General features: G+C 68.9%; 19 protein-coding genes. 11 read left to right on the top strand and 8 right to left on the bottom strand.

The features are described 5' to 3' along the window. The first annotated feature begins 291 nt into the window (after positions 1-291). Entirely contained in the window at positions 292-2,181 is a 1,890-nt protein-coding gene (locus tag NJ1_RS41105) for an alpha/beta fold hydrolase (protein ID WP_067688082.1), read from the top strand. Between the two features lie 40 nt (positions 2,182-2,221). Beyond that, on the top strand, positions 2,222-2,749 hold the full coding sequence (locus tag NJ1_RS05265) for a gamma carbonic anhydrase family protein (RefSeq protein WP_067688079.1): 528 nt from the start codon (positions 2,222-2,224) through the stop codon (positions 2,747-2,749). Positions 2,750-2,762: 13 nt separating this feature from the next. On the opposite strand, the gene NJ1_RS05260 is transcribed toward NJ1_RS05265, so the two are convergent. Both NJ1_RS05260 and NJ1_RS05255 read right to left on the bottom strand, forming a co-directional pair. Continuing rightward, positions 2,763-3,413, bottom strand: a complete 651-nt coding sequence (locus NJ1_RS05260) for a phosphoribosyltransferase (protein ID WP_067688076.1) — start codon at positions 3,411-3,413, stop codon at positions 2,763-2,765. Between the two features lie 83 nt (positions 3,414-3,496). Beyond that, positions 3,497-4,336 (bottom strand): carbon-nitrogen hydrolase family protein, encoded by an 840-nt coding sequence (locus tag NJ1_RS05255; RefSeq protein ID WP_067688512.1) that lies wholly within the window; start codon positions 4,334-4,336, stop codon positions 3,497-3,499. 236 nt (positions 4,337-4,572) lie between these two features. Here NJ1_RS05255 and NJ1_RS05250 point away from each other — a divergent pair, with 236 nt between their 5' ends. Beyond that, complete coding sequence (locus NJ1_RS05250) at positions 4,573-6,378, top strand: DEAD/DEAH box helicase (protein WP_067688073.1); 1,806 nt, start codon at positions 4,573-4,575, stop codon at positions 6,376-6,378. A 97-nt stretch (positions 6,379-6,475) separates the two neighbouring features. Here NJ1_RS05250 and NJ1_RS05245 read toward each other — a convergent pair whose 3' ends face one another. Next, positions 6,476-7,264, bottom strand: a complete 789-nt coding sequence (locus NJ1_RS05245; RefSeq protein WP_067688070.1) for a hypothetical protein — start codon at positions 7,262-7,264, stop codon at positions 6,476-6,478. A 207-nt stretch (positions 7,265-7,471) separates the two neighbouring features. Here NJ1_RS05245 and NJ1_RS05240 point away from each other — a divergent pair, with 207 nt between their 5' ends. The 3 genes from NJ1_RS05240 (at position 7,472) to NJ1_RS05230 (ending at position 11,314) form a co-directional block, all read left to right on the top strand. Further along, positions 7,472-8,641: an acyl-CoA dehydrogenase family protein gene (locus NJ1_RS05240; protein WP_067688067.1), complete on the top strand. Its 1,170-nt coding sequence runs from the start codon at positions 7,472-7,474 to the stop codon at positions 8,639-8,641. Positions 8,642-8,650: 9 nt separating this feature from the next. Continuing rightward, entirely contained in the window at positions 8,651-9,775 is a 1,125-nt protein-coding gene (locus NJ1_RS05235) for an acyl-CoA dehydrogenase family protein (protein WP_067688064.1), read from the top strand. A gap of 342 nt (positions 9,776-10,117) precedes the next feature. Beyond that, entirely contained in the window at positions 10,118-11,314 is a 1,197-nt protein-coding gene (locus NJ1_RS05230; protein ID WP_067688061.1) for a hypothetical protein, read from the top strand. A 7-nt stretch (positions 11,315-11,321) separates the two neighbouring features. Here NJ1_RS05230 and NJ1_RS05225 read toward each other — a convergent pair whose 3' ends face one another. Beyond that, positions 11,322-11,834, bottom strand: coding sequence for a hypothetical protein (locus tag NJ1_RS05225; protein ID WP_084477764.1), 513 nt, complete (start codon positions 11,832-11,834; stop codon positions 11,322-11,324). A gap of 302 nt (positions 11,835-12,136) precedes the next feature. Between NJ1_RS05225 and NJ1_RS05220 the strand changes: the two genes are divergently transcribed. Beyond that, positions 12,137-12,388 (top strand): hypothetical protein, encoded by a 252-nt coding sequence (locus NJ1_RS05220; RefSeq protein ID WP_157573764.1) that lies wholly within the window; start codon positions 12,137-12,139, stop codon positions 12,386-12,388. Between the two features lie 137 nt (positions 12,389-12,525). On the opposite strand, the gene NJ1_RS05215 is transcribed toward NJ1_RS05220, so the two are convergent. From NJ1_RS05215 to NJ1_RS05200, 4 genes are all read right to left on the bottom strand, one after another. Then, complete coding sequence (locus tag NJ1_RS05215) at positions 12,526-13,449, bottom strand: hydroxymethylglutaryl-CoA lyase-like TIM-barrel protein (protein ID WP_067688055.1); 924 nt, start codon at positions 13,447-13,449, stop codon at positions 12,526-12,528. After that, on the bottom strand, positions 13,449-14,666 hold the full coding sequence (locus NJ1_RS05210; protein ID WP_245717225.1) for a CaiB/BaiF CoA transferase family protein: 1,218 nt from the start codon (positions 14,664-14,666) through the stop codon (positions 13,449-13,451). Before NJ1_RS05210 ends, NJ1_RS05215 begins: the two co-directional genes overlap by 1 nt. 602 nt (positions 14,667-15,268) lie before the next feature. Beyond that, positions 15,269-16,273 carry a TauD/TfdA dioxygenase family protein gene (locus NJ1_RS05205; RefSeq protein ID WP_084477763.1) on the bottom strand — a complete coding sequence of 335 codons (1,005 nt, stop codon included), beginning with the start codon at positions 16,271-16,273 and terminating at the stop codon, positions 15,269-15,271. Between the two features lie 103 nt (positions 16,274-16,376). Further along, the gene (locus NJ1_RS05200; protein ID WP_067688499.1) at positions 16,377-17,147 is read right to left on the bottom strand and encodes a deoxyribonuclease IV; all 771 of its coding nucleotides are present in this window, start codon (positions 17,145-17,147) and stop codon (positions 16,377-16,379) included. Positions 17,148-17,471: 324 nt separating this feature from the next. On the opposite strand from NJ1_RS05200, the gene NJ1_RS05195 reads away from it, so the two are divergent. The 4 genes from NJ1_RS05195 to NJ1_RS05180 all read left to right on the top strand — a co-directional run bounded on the left by NJ1_RS05195 (position 17,472) and on the right by NJ1_RS05180 (position 24,513). Further along, positions 17,472-19,316, top strand: coding sequence for a serine/threonine protein kinase (locus NJ1_RS05195; RefSeq protein ID WP_067688052.1), 1,845 nt, complete (start codon positions 17,472-17,474; stop codon positions 19,314-19,316). 65 nt (positions 19,317-19,381) lie between these two features. Then, complete coding sequence (locus NJ1_RS40120; RefSeq protein ID WP_067688049.1) at positions 19,382-20,980, top strand: serine/threonine-protein kinase; 1,599 nt, start codon at positions 19,382-19,384, stop codon at positions 20,978-20,980. A 141-nt stretch (positions 20,981-21,121) separates the two neighbouring features. After that, on the top strand, positions 21,122-21,895 hold the full coding sequence (locus NJ1_RS05185) for an ABC transporter ATP-binding protein (RefSeq protein WP_067688046.1): 774 nt from the start codon (positions 21,122-21,124) through the stop codon (positions 21,893-21,895). After that, on the top strand, positions 21,895-24,513 hold the full coding sequence (locus NJ1_RS05180) for an ABC transporter permease (RefSeq protein WP_067688043.1): 2,619 nt from the start codon (positions 21,895-21,897) through the stop codon (positions 24,511-24,513). The genes NJ1_RS05185 and NJ1_RS05180 overlap by 1 nt, the downstream gene beginning before the upstream one ends. The last annotated feature ends 44 nt before the right edge of the window (positions 24,514-24,557 follow it).

Here is a 24,557-nt window from a genome sequence, read left to right as displayed (position 1 = left end):
ATATTGCGGGACAACGCGACTCACGGCGAACACCGTGAGCGGCGAAGCCGGCGAAGGTGACCCGGGCCACCAAAGCCACCCGACGATTCCGGCGTGTCGGCAGCTCCGTGACCGGGTAAAAAACCGACCCGTCTGGACAATGTGGGTCCTCGCCCGGCTGAGTGTGCTCATTCTCGTCGAGAACGCGTGCGACCCTCGATGTGAAAGATCGCTCACCGCTGTCATCAGCGCAGACAGCCGGGTTGCGCGACCGCACTCCCGCTGCGGCCGAGTGTTTGCGACAATCGCCGAATGCCGAATCTCGATGGCGCTCGCGGCCGTCTCCACTATCGCCGTTGGCCGGTCGAGCATCCGGTCGCCGCACTGGCCCTGCTACCCGGTATCGGGCAGCACAGCGCTCACTACCACCGCTTCGCGCGGGCGCTCGCCCCCTCCGGGATCGAACTGTGGACCCTGGACACCGCGGGTCACGGCCTGAGCGAGGGTGATCCGGAACGCCCCGGAACCCTGCCCGAGTTGGCCGCTGACGCCCGAACCTTCCTGGACGCGATCCGAGACCGGCCCGACCCGCTGCCGGTGGTCCTGATGGGCCACTCGCTGGGCGCCGCCACCGCCCTCGCGGTCCTGCACGCGGACCCCGACCTACCCTGCGCGGGTCTGGTCCTGTGCGGCACTCCCAAGGCAGTCCTGGAGGGTCTGCCGCCGAGATCGGCCCGCGGCGGCGACACCCCCGACCGCGTGCAGGGCGGTCTTGGCCCCAAACCCCGCAATCTCAAACCCACGAGCGCCGCGGCGACCAACCCGGCCTTCGGAGCCGGTTCCCCGGCGGCGAACGATCAACCTGCGGCGAACGAACAACCTGCGGCGTCCCGGCCCCAGGTTCCGTCCGAGCCCGGCGCGGGCCTCCCGACCATGGCCGCCACCTCGCTGGACATCGGCGCGCAGGGTGCCGGCGGCGAGATCGGCCCGGGCCTCGCCGGCATCGCCGCGACCTCCCTGGACATCGGCGAGCCGGCCGCGGCCCCCGAAGCGCCGGACCGCGCGGCAGAGCTCTCGAAACCCGCCGTTCCGTCCGATGCCTCGATCCTGGGCGTCAGCGGCGACATCGGCGCGGGGGTGCACAGCATCGCCGCCACCTCCCTGGACATGGGCGTCCACGGCGCCGGCGGTGAGATCGGCGCGGGTCTCGCCAGCCTCGCCGCGACCTCGCTGGACATCGTGGCCCCGAGTGGTCCGAGCGAGTCCGGCGCACCCGAGCCTCGTCATGCCGCCGAGTCTCCCGTCCCGGATTCCCCGGCCTCCCCGAGTTCCCCTGATACCCAGTCGGATTCGCCGGTACTGGGTGTCGGCGCGGATGTCGGCGCCGGTGTGCCGAGTATCGCCGCGACGTCGTTGGACACGGGTGCGCAGGGCGCGGCAGGAGCGGGCGTGCAGAGCCTCGCCGCGACGTCGCTGGACATCGTCGCCCCGAGTGGCGCGAGCGAGCCCGAGGCAGCCGCGCCTCGTCACGCGGCGACCGCCCCGAGTTCCCCTGCCGCTGCGACGGATTCGGGTGTGCTCGGTGTCGGTGGGGATGTCGGTGCGGGCGTGCACAGCCTGGCCGCGACCTCGCTGGACCTGGGTGCTCAGGGCGTCGGAGGCCCCGCCGGCGCGGGTGTGCCGAGCATTGCCGCGACGTCGCTGGACATCGTCGCGCCGAGCGGTGCGAGTGAGTCCGGTGGGGGCGGTGCGAGTGAGTCCGGTGGGAGCGGTGCGAGCGAGTCCGGTGCGGGCGAGCCCGGTGCGCGCGGTGCGCGGCCGAATCCCGGTGGTGTCGAGACGGTCCCGCCGAGCGGCGGCCCCGGCAGCCGCCGCGGTGGGGGCGCGGTGACCGGGGAGGAAGCGCTGCCGGTGCGTCGAGCCGGGGTGGCTCGGGCGGATCGGCGGGGGCAGTCGCTGCGGCGGCGGGATCTCGGGCTGTCGGGGCCGTCGCTGCCCGCCGGTTTTCCGGTGCTGGTGGTGCACGGGCTCGATGATCGGCGGGCCCCGGTGGACGTGGTCCGCAAATGGGCGCAGGGGGTGTCGGTGGAGCTGCGGGAGTACGCGGACGCGGGGCACGACCTGTTGCACGAGCCGGTGCAGGGGCGGGTCGCGGCCGATATCGCGGCGTGGGTGCTGGACCTCGGCGAGGTTGGCGGGTAGCGCCAACTGTGCTGGGGTGCGGGCGCTTACGGTGTATCCCGTGCCACTCTACGAATTCGAAGGCAAGCGGCCGACCGTGGATCCGACCGCGTTCATCGCACCCACCGCGACCCTGATCGGGGATGTGCGGGTCGAGGCGGGTGCGTCGATCTGGTACGGCGCCGTACTGCGGGCCGACCTCGCCCCGATCATCATTCGCGAGAATGCGAACGTGCAGGACAACGCGGTGATCCATGTGCCGGAGGATGTTCCGGTGGAGATCGGCCGCGGTTCGACCATCGCGCACGCGGTGGTGTTCCACGGCGCGACCCTCGGCGAGGAATCGATCGTCGGCAACGGCAGCACCGTGCTGGACATGGCGAAGATCGGCAGCGGCACCATGATCGCGGCCCACTCGCTCGTCACCCCGGGCACCGAGATCCCCGACGGAGTCCTGGCCGCCGGATCCCCGGCTCAGGTCAAGCGCGCCATCACCGGCACCCCCGCCGAGATGTGGGTCAAGGTCAATCCGAGTTACTACGCCCAGCTCGCCCAGCGACACCGGACGGGCATCGCCGAAGTCCACTGAATCGGACCGTGACTCAATCCTGTTCGGCCGCATCGGGTTCGGCGGGGTGCAGCAGCCGCACCACCTCGTCGTCCGTCAGCTGATGGAAGTCGCGGTAGACGCCCCCGACCCCGCCCAGGAAGCGGGGGACCAAGGGGCACACCACTTCATCGGCGCAGGTGCGAATCCGCAGCAGTGCTTCGACCGAGGAGACCGGCACCGCGACGATGACGCGGCGCGGCCGGTGCAGATACGCGACCTCGCAGGCGACGGCGACCGTGGCCCCCGTCGCCATCCCGTCATCGACGATCACCACGGTCCGATCCTGCAGCGGCACCGGCGGTTTCCCGCGCAGCAGGTGCCGCCGGCGTTCGAGCTCGACCCGTTCCCGGCGCTCGATCTCGGCGAATTGCTCCGGCGTCACACCGGTGGTGCGCATGACGTCGTGGTTGAGCACCCGCGCGCCGTCCTCGCCGATCGCCCCCATGGCGAGTTCCGGCTGCCACGGCACCCCGAGTTTGCGCACGAGCAGAATGTCGACCTCGCCGCCGATCGTGTCCCGCACCGCCAGCGCGACCGGAATGCCGCCGCGCGGTAGTCCCAGCAGCAGCGGATCGGACGTGCGCAGACGCAGCAGTCGCGCGGCCAGCGCAAGCCCGGCGGCCCCCCGATCCGGATAGATCATGGTCCGTCCAGTCTAGTGGCCGCGGCCTGCGCTCAGGCTAGTGGCCGCGGCCTGCGCTCAGGGCGCGCCGATCGGGCCGCGACTCACTCGCCCCGCACGCTGTAGCGGCGCAGGGCGAGGCTGGGATTGGTGGTGCGCACCTGCGCGAGGTGCTCGAGGTCCACGCGTGCGGTGGCGATTCCGGGCTGATCGCCGAGCTCCGCCAGCACCGCCCCGGTGGGCGCGATGATCATCGAGGTCCCGGCGCCGCGCGGTGCGGCATGGTCCGCGGCCGCCACGTACATGGTGTTCTCGATGGCCCGCGCCCGCAGCAGCGTCGTCCACTGATCGACCTTGCCGGGCCCGGGAATCCACTGTGCGGGCAGCACCAGCACATGCGCGCCCGCACCGGCGACACGCCGGATTCCCTCGGGAAAACGCAGGTCGAAGCAGGTCTGCATGCCGAACACCACACCGTCCACGGTGAAGGTCTGCGGCTCCTGCAGCGGCCCCGGCAGCACGAAGTCCGATTCCAGGAAACCGAACGCGTCGTACAGGTGCGCCTTGCGATAGATCGCCGCGAACCCCGCGTTCGGTGCGGCGGCCACCAGCGTGTTGTAGATGCGATCCGACGGCAGGTCGCCGCCGGGCGCCTCGACCACGCCCGCCACCAGGTGCACCCCGAATTCGGCGGCGATGCCGCGTATTCCGTTCACGAACGGTCCGGTGAGCGGTTCGGCGATCTCCACCACTCGCTTGTCCAGCCGGGTTGTCGCGAACATGGAGTACTCGGGGGCGATCACCACCTTCGCGCCGAGCTCGGCGGCGGCCCTGACTTCTTCACGCAACGCGGTGAGATTGGCCACGGTATCGGTGTGGGGTGCGAACTGCACCACCGCGATATCCACGGCCCCCGCGGCGGCCGGCTCGGCGACGGGCGCCATGGTGGCGGCGGGTGTGTGCACGGCGGTTGCCGTCCCGCTCGAGCTGCCAGGTTCGGTCGCCGCGACCGTGCCGGTCACGTAGTTGCGCACCGGAGTCGGTTCGCTGATATCGAGCTCCGAGGCCTGGATGGAAGGGGTGACGGCAGACGGCGAGGGCGGGTTGTCCGGTTGCACGACTTCCAGCCTATTCACCCGATGGTCAGTGCGCCCACTAGCAGGCAGTAAACTCCTGGTCAATGAGTACCTCACCGGCCGACAGCGTTCCAAGCGACGACGAGAGGGACGCGACCGGCCCGTCCTTCGCCGATCTGGGCATCGATGACCGCATTCTGCGGGCCATCGCCGATGTCGGCTACGAGTCGCCGTCGCCTATCCAGGCTGCGACGATTCCGCCATTGCTGGCGGGCAACGACCTGGTGGGTCTCGCACAGACCGGTACCGGTAAGACCGCCGCGTTCGCCATCCCCGTGCTGATGGGCCTGGACCAGACGGGCAAGGCCCCCAAGGCGCTGGTCCTGGCTCCCACCCGTGAGCTGGCCATACAGGTCGCGGAGGCGTTCGGCCGGTACGCGACGCATATGCCCGGACTGCACGTGCTGCCCATCTACGGTGGTCAGAACTACGCGGTGCAGCTCTCGGGTCTGCGGCGCGGAGCCCAGGTGGTCGTCGGTACCCCCGGCCGCGTCATCGATCACCTCGAGCGCGGCACGCTGGACCTGTCGGAGCTGCAGTACCTCGTTCTCGACGAGGCCGACGAGATGCTCAAGATGGGCTTCCAGGAGGACGTCGAACGCATCCTGCGCGACACGCCCGACAGCAAGCAGGTCGCGCTGTTCTCCGCGACCATGCCGCCGGTGATCCGCAAGATCTCCAAGCAGTATCTCAAGGACCCGGTCGAGATCACGGTCAAGACCAAGACCTCCACGGCCGCGAACATCACCCAGCGCTGGGTGCAGGTGTCGCATCAGCGCAAGCTGGACGCGCTGACCCGCATCCTCGAGGTGGAGCCCTTCGAGGCCATCATCATGTTCGTCCGCACCAAGCAGGCGACCGAGGAACTGGCCGAGAAGCTGCGCGCGCGTGGGTATTCCGCCGCCGCCATCAACGGCGACATCGCGCAGGCCCAGCGTGAGCGGACCATCGGTCAGCTCAAGTCGGGTGTGCTGGACATCCTGGTCGCGACCGACGTCGCGGCGCGTGGTCTGGACGTCGACCGCATCTCGCACGTGGTCAACTACGACATCCCGCACGACACCGAGTCGTACGTGCACCGCATCGGCCGCACCGGTCGCGCGGGCCGCTCGGGCGAGGCGCTGCTGTTCGTGGCTCCGCGCGAGCGCCGCCTGCTCGACGCCATCGAGCGCGCGACCCGTCAGCCGCTGACCGAGATGCAGCTGCCCAGCGTCGACGACGTGAACGCCCAGCGTGTCACCAAGTTCGGTGACGCCATCACCGAGAACCTGGCCTCGGACAACCTCGCGCTGTTCCGCAAGCTGATCGAGGATTACGAGAAGGAGCACGACATCCCGCTCGCCGATATCGCGGCGGCGCTGGCGATCGGCTCCTACGACGGCAACAACTTCTTCATGGAGCCGGATCCGGAGCCGGTGGAGCGTCCGCGCCGTGAGCGTGGCGAGCGCAGCTTCGAGGATCGCGGTCCGCGCGAGCGCCGCGAGGGCCCGTCGCATCACCGCAACACCGGGGCCGAGCTGGTCACCTATCGGATCGCGGTCGGCAAGCGGCACAAGGTCGCTCCGGGTGCGATCGTCGGCGCCATCGCCAACGAGGGCGGCCTGCGCCGCAGCGATTTCGGGCACATCAGCATCCGCCCGGATCACAGCCTCGTGGAGCTGCCGGCCGATCTGTCGTCCGAGACGCTGAATGCCTTGAGCCGCACCCGGATCAGCGGCCAGCTGATTCAGCTGCAGCTGGATTCGGGCCCGCCGGGAAGCGCCCGTCCCCCCGCGGGCCGTGGACCGCGCGGCGGCGCCCGCGAGAGCAGCGCCAAGCCCCGCTACGAGCGTCGTCAGCCCCGCTCCTGACACAGCGGTAGAACCGACGAAGCAGGCCGGACCCGAAAGGGTCCGGCCTGCTTCGTGTTTCAGGGGGCGCGGTGGTTTCGGGGGGCGCGGTGTGCGATCAGTTGGGGTCGCTGGGACCGGCGTTGCCCGAACCCGTTGCGCCGGAACCACTGTCGGGCGCCTCGGCCGGGGTGGTCGCCGGAGCTTCGGCCCCGGGCGCGGCAGGCGGGGCCGCGGGTGCCGCGGGTGCGGCCGGATCGGTGACGGCCGGAACCGGCGGCAGGTCCGGGATGGTGAAGAGCCCCACCGTCGGCAGCACCACGCAGCGCGAGCCCGGGTAGTCGATGGTGCCCCACAGCGAGGCGACGACGGTGCCCGCGCCGGACTCCACGGTCTTGCCGAGCGAGGGCAGGTTGTACTCGGTCACGTCATCCAGGGCGTTGATGCCGCTGCGGCCGTTCGCGACGTTCACCCAGGCCACGCTGAGCCCGGAGGACAGCGGCATACCGGAGAAGGCGGGGGTGGCCTGGAAGCGCAGGGTTCCCGGCGGACCCGAGATCCCGGCCTCGGTGCCGCCCGCGATGGCCGAGGCCGCGGTCATCGTGAACGGCATGTAATTGCCGCAGCCGATGGTCGGGGCGGTGTATCCGAACGGCGCGAATCCGATATTGCTCAGTTTCGCCGCGGCGACCAACCGGGCGGCCTTGGTCGTGCCGCTCACGGCGGCCTGCGCCTCGGGATTCGGGCCCGCGGCCGTGAGAAGTTGCTCGATGCCGAGCTCCGCGGGAGTTCTGGGCTGGTCGGCGTTCTTCGGTTCGGCGCCGGCGGTGCTCACGCCGAGGGCCGCGGTGACGGCGGCGAGGGCGACGAGGGTCGCGGCGCGCCGGGGGAAGGTCCTGGCGTTCACTTGTGCTGCTCCTGCGAACTCGGAAACCGGGTTTCGATTCTGCGACAGGCGCGTTCGCTGTGGGAGTGCCACACCCGTGCACCTGATCTTCGGGCAACGTACCAGGCTCGCCGCCCGCAACGGGCCGCCGGGTGTGATCCAGCTGACAGCTCTCCTATTACCGGGGGGTAAGTTTGATGTCGACCAACAGCGACGCTGGGAGAAGCGATGAAACTTGCCCTGTCACCAGACGAGGTGAAATTCCGGGACGAACTGCGCGAGTTCTACCGGACCGAGATCCCGGCGGAGATCCGCGACCGCGTCAAGTACGGCCGTGAGATCTCCCGCGAGGACATCGTCGCCACGCACCGGATCCTGAACGAGCACGGGTACGCCGTCCCCAAGTGGCCCGTCGCCTGGGGCGGCCGGGACTGGACCCCCATGCAGCGGCACATCTGGGAGGACGAGATGCAGCTGGCATCCGTCATCGAGCCGCTGACCTTCAACGCGCAGATGATCGGCCCGGTCATCGCCCAGTTCGGCTCGGAGGAGATGAAGCAGCGCTTCCTCCCGCCGACCGCGAATCTCGACATCTGGTGGTGCCAGGGCTTTTCCGAGCCGGACGCCGGTTCGGACCTGGCGTCGCTGCGCACCACCGCGGTGCGCGACGGTGACTCCTACATCGTCAACGGCCAGAAGATCTGGACCACGCTGGCGCAGTACGCGGACTGGATCTTCTGCCTGGTGCGCACCGATCCGTCGGTCAAGAAGCAGGCCGGCATCTCGCTGCTGCTCTTCGACGTGAAGTCGCCGGGCGTGACCGTGCGCCCGATCAAGCTCATCGACGGACACCACGAGGTCAACGAGGTGTTCTTCGAGAACGTGCGGGTGCCCGCCGATCAGCTGGTCGGCGAGGAGAACATGGGCTGGACGTACGCGAAGTTCCTGCTCGGCAACGAGCGCACCGGCATCACCGGCGTCGGTCGCACCAAGGTCAAGCTGGGTGTGGCGAAAGAGTATGCGGCACAGACCAAGTCGGGCAGCGGCACGCTGCTCGAGGATCCTCTCTTCGCGGCCCGGATCGCGGAGCTGGAGAACGAACTGCTGGCGCTGGAACTGACCCTCGCCCGCGTGGTGTCCAAGTCCGAGGACGGCAAGCCGAATCCGGCGTCCTCGGTGCTCAAGCTGCGCGGTTCGGAGCTGCAGCAGGCCGCCACCGAACTGCTCCTGGATATCGCGGGCCCGGATGCGCTCGCGGTGCAGGCCGACGGGATCGCCTCGCCCGACTGGGCGCAGCGCACCGGCCCGAACTATCTCAACTACCGCAAGACAACCATCTACGGAGGTTCCAGCGAGGTGCAGCGCACCATCATCGCCTCCACCATCCTCGGATTGTGAGCTGCCGCCATGGATTTCGATCTCACCGATGAACAGGTCATGTTGCGTGACACGGTCCGGGATCTGCTCGGCCGTGCCTACGACCCGGAGACCCGGCTGAAGGTCACCGACACCGAACTCGGCTGGAGTCGCGACGTCTGGAACCAGCTCGCCGAACTCGGCGTGCTGGGTCTGGCCTTCGACGAGGAGGACGGCGGCGTCGGGGCCGGACCCGTGGAGACCATGGTCGTGCTGGAGGAGGTCGGTCGCCGTCTCGCGCCCGAACCCATCCTCGACGCGGTCCTGGTCCCCGGCGTCCTGGTCGCCCGGGCCGGTACCGCCGAACAGCGGGTGCGGGTGCTGAGCGAGGTGACCGGCGGCACGAAGCTGCTCGCCTTCGCTCACGCCGAGCCCGGAACCCGCTGGCCCGCAGCCGAACTCGGCACCACGGCCACGGCGCAGGGGGACGCTCACACCCTCACCGGCGTCAAGAACCCGGTCCCGCACGGTGATTGCGCCGACGAGTTCGTGGTCAGCGCCACCCTCCCGGACGGCAGCCTCGGCCTGTTTCTCGTCGCCGCCGATGCCGCCGGGGTGACCCGGACCCCGTTCCGCACCTTCGACGGCCGCCGGGGCGCACAGGTCGAATTCGTCTCCGCTCCCGCCGAACTGCTGTCCGGCGGCGACGCCCACGCGGCACTCGAGGCGGCCACCGCGCAGACGCAGGCGAGCCTGTGCGCGGAGTCGGTGGGTGCGATGGAGGAGGCTCTTCGCCTCACCACCGAATACCTCAAGACCCGCAAGCAGTTCGGCGTCACGCTGTCCAAGTTCCAGACCCTGAGCCAGCGGGCCGCCAACATGTACGTCTCGCTGGAGCTGGCGCGCAGCATGAGCTACTACGCCAATTCCGCACTGGCGGACGAGGTCACCGATCCGGTGATCGGCTCGCGGGCTCGGCTGCAGGTCGGTCGCTCGGGACGGCACATCGGCCAGGAGGCCATCCAGATGCACGGTGGCATCGGCATCACCACCGAGTATCCGGTCAGTCACTATGTGGCGCGCCTGACCGCCATCGCCCGCACCAACGGCGACGACCTGACGCATCTGCGCATCCTCACCGATCGGGTGGCCGACTACTCCCTCGTCGAGTTCTAGACCGCCGTTCGATCGTCGGAGTCCCGGTTCGATCCCACCCGCGCCCGTTCCGTCCCCGGAGCGGGCGCGGGTGTTCTTCGTCGTAGCTGTGCGTTGGCGGTGTGCTCGGCGGCGGAGTCCCCGGTTCGATCCCGGGTGCGCCGGCGCGTCCGGGACCGGACGAATGGGAAACGGTGGAGAGTCTGATTCGTACGGTGGACAACGCCCCGACCTGGGGATGATGCCTCACCGGGGGATGTGACGGCGCGGTCCGCCGCCGGTCGGCGAGCGGCGCGATGGCGGGGTTGCGCCGGGTTGTGAATATCGGTGCCGGGGTGAGATGTGTTGTGGGACAGTGCGGGGATGGCGGAGGAGACTGCACGGCTGGATGGGAATGCGTTGGTGTTGGCGGGTGGGGTGCGGGTGCGGTTCATTCGCACCCTGCGGTTGCCCGAGGAGGGGACGCACGCGTTGCCCCCCGGACTGGGAGAGTTCCCGATTCGGCGAGTGGCGGATTACGCGGATTCGGTGCCGGAGGAGTGGCGGCGGCGTGGCGGGGTGATGCTGCCCATGTACGTCCGGGAGGCGATGTGGCTCTCGTTCTCGGCGGAGGAACCTGCCGCCTTGCAGGTGGGGGTCGGCAAGGTGTGCGCGGTATCGGGTCGGCCGTGGAGCGCCGAACTGGGGCGAGATCCGCAGAACTATGTGGTGCTGCCGCGTCAGCCGTGGCTGGACGGGATCAACTCCGGGCAGGGCACCATCAGGCAATTCGTCTCGGTGCCACTGGGATTGGGTGCCACAGTGGAAGGACAGGTCACCGGCGAGGAGGTGTGGGGCGGGGTGCAGCTGCAGAGCTTCGGGCTCGAGCCCCGGGCACTGGAACTGTGGCGTGAGCAGCAGGCGATGGAGCAGCTGCGCACCCAGCACTACGGCGGATACGGTATTCAATCCGAGCTGGCCGGGGGGCCGGGATCGAGCGGCTTCGGTTCGCCCGCGGACCTGCCCACGCAGGTCGGCGCCGTGCCGCCCCCGGCGCCACCGGCCTACGGCGCACCGCTGCCGCCGTCCGGGCCGGCGTACGAGAGCACCGCGATGTCGGCCGTGGAACGCACCGGCTCGCACCCGATTCCGGGATCGGCGCCGGGAGCCGCTCCGACCGGCAGTTCGCGCGGACGCAAAGCCAAGGCGATGGGCCTGGGCGTCGGTGGAACCATGCGGCAGGAGATCTTCGAGGACGATCGCCCGATGCGCGATTGGGCGGGAACGCCGTCCGGGCGGGTGTTCGTCCACCTGGTGACTCCGCCGGACTGGCGGCACATCACCGGCGAGGAGCCGCCGGCCTCACCGGTGAATCGGCGCGCGTACACCGCCGCGGGCCTGCCCTGGTTCGAGTACTTCGACGCCGATGCGCTGGATCTGGATCCGGTCGAGGTGCTCACCGGGGTGAGTCCGGTCGGCGAGTGGCTCGGCGACGATCACGATCCGTGGCACGAGCCGACGCCGGGGCAGGTGATTCCGCTGGGCGAGAAGGGGAAACCGGTCGAGGACGGGGACTGGTAGTCCGGGTCTACTCGTCGTCGTCCTCGAGGGCGGCGGCGGGCCGGCCGGTCGTCGGGGCCACGGTGGTGGGGACCGACTCGGTGGTGGTCGGCGCGGGTTCGGTTGTGGTGCGGGTGGTTTCGGCGGTGGTGGTCCGGCTCGTGGTGGTGTGGGACGGCCGGGTGCTCGACACCCGCGAGGTGGTGGAGCTCGCGTCCGGATCGTCGGGGGAGGTGCTCACCCCGGTGATGGGCGTGCGCCGGGGCGGCTGATCGACCGCCACCCGCCAGGTCGGCGAGGGGGGAATGATGATGCCGGGAGTGGTGGTGCCGGACTGCGTGGTCTCGGGCGCGGCCTGCAGATCCGCGTTCATGGGCGGCGGCGCGACGTAGGTGTCCTGCCCGCCGAGCCCGCAGGCGCCCAGGAGTATCAGGCCCAGCGACACCGCGCCGACCGCCGCGGCCGCACCGGCCACGGGGGTGGGCAGGCGGTGGCGCAGTGGGGCGTCGCGCTCGGCCGCGCCGGCGTTGCTGCCGTCCATTGGGCACTCCTGATTCGTGTCGAGTGGGCTCACCCTAACGGAGGAGGCGGTCCGTAGCCAGGCGGGTGGTCGGTTCGAAAACGGGCACGGCACAGGGGGATACGGCGGGCACGGAAACATTTCAAACAGCGATGATTCAGATATCGAATCAGTAAAGTCCGCGTGTTGTGCGCACGTGTCGTATGGACTTTTCGTTGCAGAGCCGTAATGTGTGTCCAAAGTTACACGTGATACGCCTGAAATTTGCCGAGAGGCGCGCTGAGTGGATCGGCGCCCCGGTGGGCGTCATCGAGGAGTAGATGATGGGTGCATTCTCGACGTCTCCGCTGCGCGCCACCGCGCAACCCGGAGGGCCTGCGGCCGAACGTCCGTCGCGGTTGTCGGCAACGCTGACCAGGTCGGTCGCCTGGCTGATCTTTCTCGGCGGAGTCGTCGGCGCCACTCTCGGAATCGCCGAACTACACGTCGAAATCACCGTCGCCGGACTGATTCTCGCGTGCACCGCGGGCCTCGTCCTGCTGAAGTTGCGCGCCGACGCCGCGGACCGGCTTTAGCCTCCGCAATTCCCCGCTGCCGATTTCGGTGGTGGTATTCGCCATTCGAGCTATCGAATAGCGAATACCGATTGCGCTGGGACCTTGACGCGCTTGAACCTTGACGCGCTGGGACCCGAATGCACGGAGGCTGTGTCCTAGTCGCGCAGTACCCATTCGAAGGCCTCGGCCTTGGATCGGCTGCCCTCGGCGGTGCGGGAACGGTTCGGCTCACCCAGTTCGGCGAGCAGCCGCTCGGAGATCGGCACCATGGCCGCGAGCGTATCGGGCGTGAACCACTGCGGCCGGGTCGCGAACAGCAGATCCTCGCTGGAGGTGTTGCCCGAGGCTCCCGGCGCGAACGGGCAGCCGCCGAGTCCGCCCAGTGAACCGTCCACCACGCCCGCGCCCGCGGCGATGGCGGCCAGCGAATTGGCCACACCCATACCCCAGGTGTCGTGGCCGTGGAACACGATTCGATGCTCCGGGGTGCCCCAGAGTCCGGTCGCCGCGACCGCGCCGACCAGCGCCGACACCTGCGACGGATGCGCCTGGCCCAGGGTGTCCGCGATGACGATGTCCGCCGAACCCTCCGCGCGCGCGTCGCGAGCGATCCCCAGTACCCGCTGCGGATCCACCGGACCGTCGAACGGGCAGGTGAAAGCCGTTGCCAGACACAGTTGAATGCGCCCGCCCGCCTCCCGCGCGAAGCGCACGGCATCCGGCATGGCGGCCAGGCTGTCCTCGGTGGTGCGGCCGATGTTCGCCCGGTTGTGCGCGTCCGAGACCGAGAAGCAGTACTGGAAATTGCGCACCCCCGCCGCCGCGGCCTTCTCCACGTGCCGGGGCGTGGCGACCCACACCCAGCTGCGGGACAGCTCCTCGGGCGTGAGCGCGGCGACCAGTTCGAGGGTATTGGCCATGGGCGGAACCAGATCCGGCCGTGCCATGGACCCGATCTCCAGCTCCGGCACGCCCAGTGCGAAGAGCTCGCGCACGATCTCGACCTTGCGCGCGGTGGGCAGCACCTTGCCGGTGAGTTGCAAACCGTCCCGCAGCGTCACATCTCGCAGCAGTGCCATCAGGAAGCCTCCAGGGCGTCGATCTCACTGTCGGACAGGCCGAGCAGACCGCCGAGCACCTCGCGGGTGTGCTCGCCCAGATCCGGGCCGACGTTGCGAATGGGCAGCGACTGTCCGCCGATCACCGGGACGATGCCGGTGAATCCGACTTCCTTCGGCTCGGGTTCGCCCACATCCACTCGGAAGGGCTGAATCATATTGCGCGCCCGGTATTGCTCGTCGGTGACGATATCGGCGGCGGTGTAGATCGGCCCGCACGGAATGGCGGCGGCCTCGAGGATTCGCAGCGCGTCGTCGCGGGTGTGGGTGCGGGTCCACGTGGCGATATCCGCATCGAGTCGATCGCGATTGCGCCAGCGCCCGGCATTGTCCCGCAGTTCCGGATCGGCGGCCAGATCCGGCCTTTCGATCACCTGCATGTAGCGCTGGAAGATGGCATCGCCGTTACCGCCGATGATGATGCTGTATCCGTCGCTACAGGGATAGGCATTGGAGGGGGCGATGCCCTCCATTCGCCCGCCGACGCGTTCGCGATTGATGCCGTAGGCGAGATAGTCCGGAACCAGCGATTCCATCACCGACAGAATCGACTCGTTCAACGCGACGTCGATGATGCGGTGGTTCAAGGGGACTCGTTCATTCGCCCGTTCGCGCTGGAACAGCGCCATGACCGTGCCGAACGCGGCATAGATTCCGGCGATCGAATCGCCGATGGACACTCCGACCCGTACCGGGGGCCGATCCGGATCGCCGACCAGTTCGCGCAGCCCGCCCACCGCCTCGGCCACCGCGGCGAATCCCGGCCGCTGCGAGAGCGGGCCGGTCTGGCCGTACGCGGAGATCCGGGTGATCACCAGATCGGGATTGGCCGCGTTCAACTGCTCCGGCCCGAGCCCCCACTTCTCCAGCATTCCGGGCCGGAAGTTCTCCAGCAGCACATCGCAGTGGGTGAGGAGATCCAGCACGACGGCCCGGCCGGCCTCGGTTCGCAGGTCCAGCACGATCGACTTCTTGTTCCGGTTCACGGTCCGGTACAGCATGGAGGTGTCGCCGCCGTACAGCCGCCAATTCCGCAGCTCGTCCCCGGTTTTCGGCCGCTCCACCTTGATCACCTCGGCACCGAAGTCGCCGAGTATGCGCCCGGCGGTCGGCGCCGCCACATAGTTCCCCAACTCCAGAACCCGCACCCCGTCGAGCGGCCGAATCGCATTGGTCACGACCACGATTCTGCCCGCCCGCACCCGAGCGCGGTGCACGCACCAGCAAAGCCGGGGTGCGCGGGCCCGAGGTGTGCACACCGACCGACCGGGACGCGTGCGGACGGACGCCGACAAAGATCAGTGCGTGAACGCACGAAGCGCGGATGCGCGAACGAAGCGACGACATGGTCCAGGTGCGTGGGGCAGGGATGTCGCAGGCGGTGGCAGGTCTGCGGTGCACGCACCGGCAAAGCCGGGGGTGCGCGACAAAACCGGGGTGCACGTGAGGGCGGCCGGGCCCGCCGGGGTGCGAACACCGGCATGGTCCCGGTCTGTGCATCGCGACAACCGGGTTCAGTACATGGTCCGGCAACGAAAATGCCGGTGCGACGGCTGAGAGTGAGGGTGCCGTCGCACCGGCTCGCGCCCGATCGCGATGCGCGCAAGAGCATCGCGACCGGGCCGCGTTCTTCGGTCCGATCCCAGCGCGACAACTGATTTCGCGGGATCGGGGTAACTCCGATGGCGCCCCCGAAACGGGGAGTCACGCCTGACCGCACCACGCGAGCGGGACGGTCTACGGCACCGGGCTGGGTGCTGAAGTGGTGGAGGGGGCGGGACTACGCGACCTTCTCGACGATCGAGAAGTGCTCGGCGTTGCCGGTGATGATCTCGCTCTCCTGACCGTGGATGTCGACCGGCACGTCGCCCGCGAGGGTGATGCGGGTGAGGCGGCGGGGCTGGCCGTCGTAGTCGTCGATGGCGTAGTGCTGGGTGGCGCGGTTGTCCCAGATCGCGACGTCGCCGAGCTGCCAGTTCCAGCGGGTGGTGTTCTCCAGGCGGGTGACCCGGTGCTGCAGCAGCTGGAACAGCGCCTGCGATTCCGACTGGGTCAGGCCGACGAAGCTCTTCACGAAGTGGCCGAGCAGCAGGGCGCGCTCACCGGTGACCGGATGCACGCGGACCACGGGGTGCTCGGTCTCGTAGTAGGTGGACTGGAACTCCTCGCGGTACGCCTTGATATTGGCGGTCAGAGCCTCGTTCTCGCCGGTCTCGGTCTCGGTGCGGTCCGTGGCGTAGTCGTAGGCGTTGGTGTGCCGCGCACGCAGGTTCTCCACCAGGGCCTTGAGCGGCGCGGGCAGCGAGTCGTAGGCGGCGACGGTGGAGGCCCAGGTGGTGGAACCGCCGTAGGGCGGCAGGTGCACCGCGCGCAGGATGGACGCCTTCGGAATGCGATCCACGAAGGTGACGTCGGTGTGCCAGCTGTTGGCGCGGCCGAACTCCGAATCGATCGGCAGGGTCTTGACGCCCTTGGAGGTGACGGTCGGGTGCGGGGTGGTGGGTGCGCCCAGCAGCTGTGCGAACTCGTACTGGCCGTCCTCGGTCAGGTGCTCCTGGCCGCGGAAGAAGATGACCTTGTGCTCGTGCAGCGCGTCCTGAATGGCCTGCACGGTGACCGAGTCCAGATCGCCGCCCAGACGCACCCCGTCGACCCGCGCACCGATCTTGCTGCCGAGCTTGACCACGGTGACGCCGGAGGGGCGCGTCGCGGTGCCGGCGGCCGCGGAATTCGCGGCAGTGCTGTCGAGGACTGTGCTGTCGGCGAGGGTGCCTTGGGGGGACATGTAAAGCCTTTCGCCCGAGGGAAATCGGCCCGGTCGAGCCGAGACCAGAACACCACCGGGGCGTCGGGCGAAACAGGTTTAGGGTCAGCTGGATCGAAAGCCGTTACCCGGCGTGCTCCCGCAGGTACGCGAGGTCCTCGGCGACGCCTTCGCTCGGGGTCTCGAGAATGATCGGGGCGTCGGTGGCCTTGCACACCTCCACCAGTAACTGCGGATCGATGGTGCCCGAGGACAGATTCGCGTGCCGATCCGCGCCGGAATCGAACTCGTCCCGTGAGGAATTCAGGTGCACCAGATCGATGCGCCCGGTGATGGATTTGATCCGGTCCACGATGCCGAGCAGTTCCTCACCGCCGGCCCAGGCGTGGCAGGTGTCGAGGCAGAAGCCCGCGCCGAACTCGCCGACCGCCTCCCACAGGCGACCGATATCGTCGAAATGCCTTGCCATCGCGTGGTTTCCGCCGGCGGTGTTCTCGATCAGGATCGGGACGGCGAAACCGCCCTTCTCCTCCTGGCGCTGGAAAAGCTTGCGCCAGTTGAGGATTCCCTCGACCATCTCACCGTCCGCGCGCACGTGCCCGCCGTGCACCACCAGTCCGAACGCTCCCAGTTCGGCCGCGGCCTTCGCCTGAAGCGCCACCGCGTTGCGCGAGGGCATGCGCAGCCGGTTGTTCAGACTCGCCACATTGATCTGATAGGAGGAGTGCACGACCACGTCGATCGGGCTGGCTTTGATCTCCTCGGTGAACGGATGCGGGGTGGGTTTGTCCCAACTCTGCGGATCGGTCACGAACATCTGTAGGACATCGGCACCGAGCTTCTCACCGAAACCGATCGGGTCGCCGTCCGTCCGGACGTGGGCTCCTATGCGCATGAGGCCCAGCGTATCGCCGGTGACCGACAAGGCGAGCACCTCATGCGGGGATGCAAGGAAACCTTCAGTGTTGCGCAAGGGTGATCTGCGGAGATATGTCCGTAGGAAATCCGATGTCCGGACCCGGACCAGGGAGGTGAATCGACTTGCTCGCCAACGACGCCCGTCTCTTAGACGAGGCATCCGACGACGGCGCCGCGGCAACGCGCTGCTGCTATGGTTTCGGTGTTTTCCGGATCGGCCCGAGCATTTTCACGCCGATCGATCGCGGTATGCCGCACGCTGGTGGGTCCCGGCGTGCGATGTGGGAAGTGGGAGCCAGTCATGCTGTCCAACGGTGATATTTTCGCCGGCTATGTCATCGAGCGACAGCTCGGCCGCGGTGGCATGGGGTCGGTATATCTGGCCAAACACCCACGCCTGCCCCGGATGACCGCCATCAAGCTCCTGAACCGGGAAATGGTGTTCGACAAGGAGGTCCGCGCGCGTTTCGAACGTGAGGCCGACCTGGTCGCCCAGCTCGATCACCACAATATCGTCACCGTCTACGACCGCGGCCTCGAAGACGGCCAGCTCTGGATCTCCATGCAGTACATCGACGGTGTCGATGCCGCGAGCGTGAATCCGCAGACGCTGCCGCCCGAGCGCGCCGTGCAGATCGTCTCGGAGATCGGCGACGCCCTGGACTACGCGCACCGCAACGAGGTGTTGCACCGCGACGTCAAGCCCGCCAATATCCTGCTGGCCCGGTCCACCGGCGGCAAGGGCGAGCGCGTCTACCTCACCGACTTCGGCATCGCGCGCCTGCGCGACGAGAGTCAGCACCTGACCCAGACCGGCACCTTCACCGCGACCCTGGCCTACGCCTCACCCGAGCAGCTGACCGGCTCCGCGCTGGACGGACGCTCGGACCAGTACTCGCTGGCGTGCACCCTGTTCTGGCTGCTGACCGGGGTCGGCCCGTTCCAGGCCACCAATCCGGCGGCCGTCATCCAGGGCCACCTGCAGAATCCGCCGCCGCCGCTGAGCAACTCGCGGGCCGGGCTGCCTCCCGGCTTGGACCAGGTGCTCGCCACCGCGATGGCCAAGCGGCCCGAGGATCGCTTCGCCAGCTGCAGCGACTTCGTGGCCGCCGCCCGTCGCTCGCTCACCTCGCCGAGCGCGCCGGCCATGCCGCTGGTGGGTCAGCGCACCGCGCCGCCCACGCCGGTGATGGGCCAGTACACCGGCGGGCAGAATCCGGTCACCGGGCAGATGACCGGCGGACCGGCGCAGGTCTCGGGTGCGCGTGCGTACACCGCGCCGCCGCAGGCGTATCAGACCGCCAATTCCGCGACCCCGCCTCCGCAGCCGGTGACGAACAATTTCACCGGGCAGCGGCCGACGAACCAGTACACCGCGCAGCAGCCGAGTCAGTTCAGCGGGCAGCAGCCGAATTACACGCAGCCGCCGGCGTACGCCTACAACAATTCGGGCGGGCAGCTGCCGCCCGGCGGTCCCGGCGGTCCCGGCGGCCCGGGTGGCCAGCGGCCGCCGATGCCGCCCAAGAAGTCCAACACCGGTCTCATCGTGGGGTCGATCCTCGGTGTGCTGCTGCTGTTCATCGTGGGCGCCGTGGTCCTGGTGGGCATGAGCGATTCCGGTAGTGACACCGCGGGCACGACGACCGCGAGCAGCACCGCGCCGAGCTCGGCCGCGTCCGGTCAGGACAAAGCGGTCGACTGGTCCAGCGTGAGCAAGGAGTTCCCGCGCCTGGTCCCGGCCTCCAAGACCGGCGACACCGGCTACAACGGTGCGACCTGCTGGCTGGCCGACACCAGCAGCCCGCCGGACAAGTCCGAGGGCGAGCCCGATTTCGGGGACTGGGCGGTGCAGTGGCGTTGCTTCGGCGGCGGCAACAACGCGGATCCGTTCTACCGGATCTACGCGTACTCCTCCTCGGCCGAACTGCAGTCGGTGCTGAGCGGACTGAAGCCGGACAAGAAGTCGCAGGACTCCAACGGCGGAAAGACCTACAGCAACTACCAGTTCAGCGACAGCAGCCGCCCGCGTATGGTGACCGCGTTCACCGGCGACTCGAAGCGGACCCAGTACCTGATGTACACCGACGGCGTGGTCGGCAGTCTGGACGAGGTCCTGACCTGGTGGCGTTCGGCACCTCTGAACTGACGTTATGGCATTCGACCCGGTAGGCGGTTAGGGTCCGGCTTCAGGAATCGGATGAAGGGGACGGCTTGCTGCGCAGCGGAGACGACTTCGCGGGCTACCTGATCGAACGCGAACTCGGCCGCGGCGGCATGGGATCGGTCTACCTGGCCAAACACCCACGCCTGCCGCGGTTGATCGCGTTGAAATTGCTGAACCGCGAGCTGTTCGGCGATATCGAGGTGCGCAAGCGCTTCGAGCGGGAGGGCGATGTCGTCGCCCGGCTGGATCATCCCAATATCGTGCCGGTGTTCGACCGCGGTTTCGACGACGACCGGCTCTGGATCGCCATGCGCTGGATCGACGGCGGCGACGCGGCCGGACTCGAGGCGGCGAGCCTGGAACCGCGGCAGGCGATCCACATCATCGCCGAGACCGGGCGGGCGCTGGACTACGCGCATCGCAAGGGCATCCTGCACCGGGATGTGAAGCCCGCCAACATCCTGATCGAGCGCGCCGAAGGCGAGGAGCGGGTCTTCTTGGCGGACTTCGGCATCGCCCGCATTCGCGAGGAGTCCACCAAGCTCACCCAGACCGGTTCCTTCACCGCCACCCTCGCGTACGCGGCCCCGGAACAGCTCGCGGGGCATCAGCTCGATCATCGCTGCGATCAGTATTCACTGGCCTGCACGCTGTTCCGATTGCTCACCGGCACAGTGCCTTTCACCGCCGAGCATCCGATCGCGGTGATGCAGGGGCATCTGAACACTCCGCCGCCGCCGGTGAGCTCGCTGCGGGCGGGGCTGCCGCCCGCGCTGGACGCGGTGATGGCGCGGGCGCTGGCCAAACATCCTGGGGCGCGGTTCGATTCGTGCACCGAGTTCGCGACGGCGGCGCAGCAGGCACTGACCGCTCCCGCCGGGCCGCCGCCGGGGTATCGGTATCCGCCGGGGACTGCGGCGCCACGATTCTCAGGCGCTCCGGTCGGTGGATCGGGGCAGATCGGCAAGGCCGGTCAGGGCAATGGAACCGGCCCCGGCGCACCGGGATTCGGCGACGCGCGGCCGGCGACGCCGGTGCGCGGCGGGACCGCGCAGTACACCGGAGCCGCACCTGCGCAACCCTTCGCCTCGAGCGCGCCGGGGCAGCCGCTGCACTCGGGCAACAGTGCCGGACATGCGGCACAGTCGGGCGGCAACCCGGGCCGGCCGCCGCGCTCGGGGGTATTCACCTCGGCCCCAAGGCAATCCGGGACCGGCGCACCGGTCCGGCAGCCGGCGCCCGCCGCGCCTGTTGCGCCCGCCGCTCCGATGCGCGCACCCGCACCGCGTCCGGACGCGTCGTCGGCGCCGGGTCGCGTCGCGGTTCCGGCGGCCCGCAAGAGCAGTCCGCGTGCGTTCGCCCCGCGGCGGAAGCGCAAATCGCGGCTGCGGGGTTGTCTGCTCTGGCTGCTGGTGATCATCGCGATACCGTTGCTGGTGGTCGCCGGAATCGTCATCGCCTATCTCGATCGGTCGGGCGGAACCGGACCGTCGGTGGGGACCACTCCGGAGTTTCCGGTGGAGACCACGGTGCAGGAGTACGCGCCGCCCACCGAGGAGGAGACCTACGCGCCGACCGCGACGCCGGAGCCCACCGAGAGCAGTGCGAATGCGAGGCCGCAGTACGTGACTGGGCCGGTGCACTGAAAGACCCGTCGGTTTCATGGGCTGGCGCCGGACCGATTCGGACTGATCCCGAGGTCAGCCTTTGTGTGGACTCTATGAGGGTGCGCGCATCGGGGTGATTCCGGATGGCGAACGGACGCCAACCTCTACACACTGGACACCATGACTTCGAACGTCTCGGATTCCGCCACCCTGGACCAGGGCACGGCCACGGTCGCCGCCAGTGCGACCGCGCTAGTCAAGCTCTACGGAGCGGGCGATACGCAGGTCCGCGCCCTGGACGGGGTGACAGCCGAGTTCGCGAAGGGTGAGTTCACCGCCATCATGGGCCCCTCGGGCTCGGGCAAGTCCACCCTCATGCACTGCCTGGCGGGTCTGGACGCCGCCACCGGCGGGGCGGTCCACATCGGCGACACCGATCTGACCCAGCTCTCGGACAAGCAGATGACCCAGTTGCGGCGTGACCGCATCGGCTTCGTGTTCCAGGCCTTCAATCTCGTCCCCACCCTGACCGCGCTCGAGAACATCACGCTCCCGCTCGATATCGCGGGTCGCAAGCCCGATGAGGAATGGCTCTCCACCGTCGTCAAGCGGCTCGGTCTGGGTGACCGGCTCACCCACCGTCCCAGCGAACTGTCCGGCGGTCAGCAGCAGCGCGTGGCGTGCGCCCGCGCCCTGGTCGGCAAGCCGGAGATCATCTTCGGGGACGAGCCGACCGGCAATCTGGACTCGCATTCCTCCGGCGAGGTGCTCTCCATCCTGCGTGCCGCGGTCGACGAATTCGGTCAGACCGTCGTGATCGTCACCCACGATCCCAGAGCCGCCTCCTACGCGGACCGGGTGGTGTTCCTCGCCGACGGACACATCGTGGACGAATTGCGTTCGCCCACAGCAGATTCCGTGCTCGACAAGATGAAGTCGCTGGAGACCCGCTGATGTCCGGAAGTCCGATGCGCAAGGTCGCCTTGCGCAACCTCGCCGCGCACAAGGTGCGACTGGCGCTCACCCTGCTCTCGGTGGTGCTCGGAACCGCCTTCATCGCAGGGTCTTTCGTGTTCACCGACTCACTGCAGAAGACCTTCGACGGAATCTTCGCCAATCAGGCCAAGGGGGTGGACGTTCGGGTCAGCCCGAAAGAGCGCCAGTCCCTGGGTATTCCGAACGACGACGTGGTCAAGATCTCGGCCATGGACGGGGTGCGGTCCGTCGCGCCGAGCGTGACCGGCCCGGTGGTGCTGCTCAAGGACGGCAAGGCCGTGCAGACCGGTGGCGCGCCGACCTTCGGCACCTCCTACCTGCCGCCGGACCGGGCCGTGGGTGATCCGGTCAAGTTCGTGCAGGGCAGTGCGCCCAGCGAGACCGGGCAGGTGGCAATCAACTCCGGCGGCGCCGATCACGCGGGGCTGCATCTGGGTGACAAGACCAAGGTGCTGGTCCCGGCCAAGGGCAATATCGACGTCACCATCAGCGGCATCTACGACATGGGCACCACCAACACCGGTGGTTTCATCAATCTGCTGTTCGACGACGCGCAGGCGCGGGATCTGTTCACCGACGGCAAGTACGTCGCGTACGTCGACATCGCCGCGAAATCCGGTGTGCAGGCCGACACGCTGCGTGATCAGATCTCGACGGCCCTGCCGGACTACAAGGTGCAGAACGGCGATCAGGTCCGCGCCGATCTGAAGCAGGAGATGAGCGACAACCTCAAGTTCATCAACTACTTCCTGCTCGCGTTCGGCGCGATCGCGGTCATCGTCGGCACCTTCATCATCTACAACACCTTCAGCATGCTGGTGGCGCAACGACTTCGGGAGTTGGCGCTGCTGCGCGCGGTCGGCGCGAGCAGGCAGCAGGTCGGCGGGCTGGTGGTGTCCGAGGCGTTCGTCATCGGAATCCTCGGCAGCGCACTCGGATTGGCGGCGGGCGTCGGACTGGCCTTCGGGCTCTCGGGTGCGCTCAACGCGTTCAATGTCGGCCTGCCGACCGGCACCATGTCGCTCGAGCCGCGCACCGTGCTGGTGGCCCTCGGCGTCGGCGTGCTGGTGACGGTGGTGAGCGCCTACGCACCCGCGCGCCGGGCCGCGACCATCCCTCCGGTGGAAGCCATGCGCGAGGAGACCGGATCGGGCGAGGGGCCGCGGCGGCTCGGCTCGGTCGGCAACGGCCTGATCGGCGGGCTGCGGGCGATCGGGTTGGGCGGTGACGGAGTGCAGAGCGTGCTCTCCTCCAAGCTGTTGCGGCCCGCCACCGGTGTGGCGCTGGCCGTCGTGGGTGTGGTGCTGGTGATCCTGGGTGCGCAGCACACCGGTGGCGATGCGGCCAAGACCGTCGGAATCGGTGCGCTGGCACTGATTCTCGCGGTGCTGCTGGCCTCCCCGGCGCTGTCGCGGCCGATCATCGGCGCGCTCGGAATCCTGGTGCGGCCGTTCGGTCCGGTCGGGCAGATGTCGCTCAACAATGCCCGTCGCAATCCCCGCCGCACCGCCGCGACCGCGTTCGCGCTGACGCTGGGCGTGATGCTGGTGGCGGCGATCAGCATGCTCGGCGCGTCCGCCAAGGCCAGCATCGATTCGGTGATGGACAAGGGCGTCAAGGCCGACTACATGCTGGCCGGTCCGCCGGGAAGCATCATCGGTGTGCCGCTGGCGGCCGGTGCGGCGGCCCAGCAGGTGCCGAACATCAAGGACGTGGTGCAGTTCCACGCGGTCGCGGTGAAGGTCGGCGACGATCAGCTCATCGGGACCGTGCCGGAGGGTCCGCTCGATCACGTGCTCGGCTACGACATCACCGCGGGCACCGACAAGCTCGGCGACACCGGCATCATGGTGTCGGAAAAGACCGCGTCGGAACAGAATTGGCGGGTCGGGCAGAACGTCGAGGTGACCAGCCTGGACAAGAAGAAGTACACGGTCACCGTCGAGGGCGTCTACAAGGACACCCAGCTGCTCGGCCCCATGGTCGCGCCGATGGCCCTGTACGACCAGGTGATGCCGGTCAGCTACCGCACCAACATCATCGTGCTGACCACCGCGCAGCCCGGCGCCGACCTGAAGGTCATGCGCACGGACATGGAGAAGGCCATGGAGCCGTTCGTGGTCGTGCAGGTGCAGGACCGTGAGGACTTCAAGGGCGCGCAGGGCCAGCAGATCAACACCATGCTCGCCATCCTCTACGGCCTGCTCGCGCTCGCGGTGGTGATCGCCATCCTCGGCATCGTCAACACCCTCGCGCTCTCGGTGGTGGAGCGCCGCCGCGAGATCGGCATGCTCCGTGCGGTAGGCATGCAGCGCCCCCAGGTGCGCCGCACCATCTACCTCGAATCCATGCTCATCGCCATCTTCGGCGGCGTGGTCGGTGTGGTCCTGGGCCTCGGCCTCGGCCTGGGCTTCCTGCGCACCCTCCGCGACCTGGGCCTGGCCACCATCGACATCCCCTGGACCCAGGTGGTGCTGATGCTCGTGGCCTCCGGCGTCATCGGAGTCCTGGCCGCCCTCTGGCCCGGCATCCGAGCCGCCCGAACCCCACCCCTCGCGGCCATCGCCGACGTCTGACCCACCCCACCCGATGGGCCCCGCCACCCGGCGGGGCCCATCGT

The sequence above is a fragment of the Nocardia jejuensis NBRC 103114 genome (assembly GCF_001613145.1).
GTDB classification, from domain to species: domain Bacteria; phylum Actinomycetota; class Actinomycetes; order Mycobacteriales; family Mycobacteriaceae; genus Nocardia; species Nocardia jejuensis.
This window is presented reverse-complemented; position numbering and strand designations above follow the sequence as displayed.

Bases quoted from the DNA above. Each gene is read 5' to 3' on its own strand.
- NJ1_RS05180 (WP_067688043.1), top strand. From the start codon at position 21,895: ATGTCCGGAAGTCCGATGCGCAAGGTCGCCTTGCGCAACCTCGCCGCG.
- NJ1_RS05200 (WP_067688499.1), bottom strand. From the start codon at position 17,147: ATGCGCATAGGAGCCCACGTCCGGACGGACGGCGACCCGATCGGTTTC.
- NJ1_RS05250 (WP_067688073.1), top strand. From the start codon at position 4,573: ATGAGTACCTCACCGGCCGACAGCGTTCCAAGCGACGACGAGAGGGAC.
- NJ1_RS05255 (WP_067688512.1), bottom strand. From the start codon at position 4,336: ATGGCGCCCGTCGCCGAGCCGGCCGCCGCGGGGGCCGTGGATATCGCG.
- NJ1_RS41105 (WP_067688082.1), top strand. From the start codon at position 292: ATGCCGAATCTCGATGGCGCTCGCGGCCGTCTCCACTATCGCCGTTGG.
- NJ1_RS05230 (WP_067688061.1), top strand. From the start codon at position 10,118: ATGGCGGAGGAGACTGCACGGCTGGATGGGAATGCGTTGGTGTTGGCG.
- NJ1_RS05240 (WP_067688067.1), top strand. From the start codon at position 7,472: ATGAAACTTGCCCTGTCACCAGACGAGGTGAAATTCCGGGACGAACTG.
- NJ1_RS05220 (WP_157573764.1), top strand. From the start codon at position 12,137: ATGGGTGCATTCTCGACGTCTCCGCTGCGCGCCACCGCGCAACCCGGA.
- NJ1_RS05225 (WP_084477764.1), bottom strand. From the start codon at position 11,834: ATGGACGGCAGCAACGCCGGCGCGGCCGAGCGCGACGCCCCACTGCGC.
- NJ1_RS05235 (WP_067688064.1), top strand. From the start codon at position 8,651: ATGGATTTCGATCTCACCGATGAACAGGTCATGTTGCGTGACACGGTC.
- NJ1_RS05260 (WP_067688076.1), bottom strand. From the start codon at position 3,413: ATGATCTATCCGGATCGGGGGGCCGCCGGGCTTGCGCTGGCCGCGCGA.
- NJ1_RS05215 (WP_067688055.1), bottom strand. From the start codon at position 13,449: ATGGCACTGCTGCGAGATGTGACGCTGCGGGACGGTTTGCAACTCACC.
- NJ1_RS05195 (WP_067688052.1), top strand. From the start codon at position 17,472: ATGCTGTCCAACGGTGATATTTTCGCCGGCTATGTCATCGAGCGACAG.
- NJ1_RS05185 (WP_067688046.1), top strand. From the start codon at position 21,122: ATGACTTCGAACGTCTCGGATTCCGCCACCCTGGACCAGGGCACGGCC.
- NJ1_RS05205 (WP_084477763.1), bottom strand. From the start codon at position 16,273: ATGTCCCCCCAAGGCACCCTCGCCGACAGCACAGTCCTCGACAGCACT.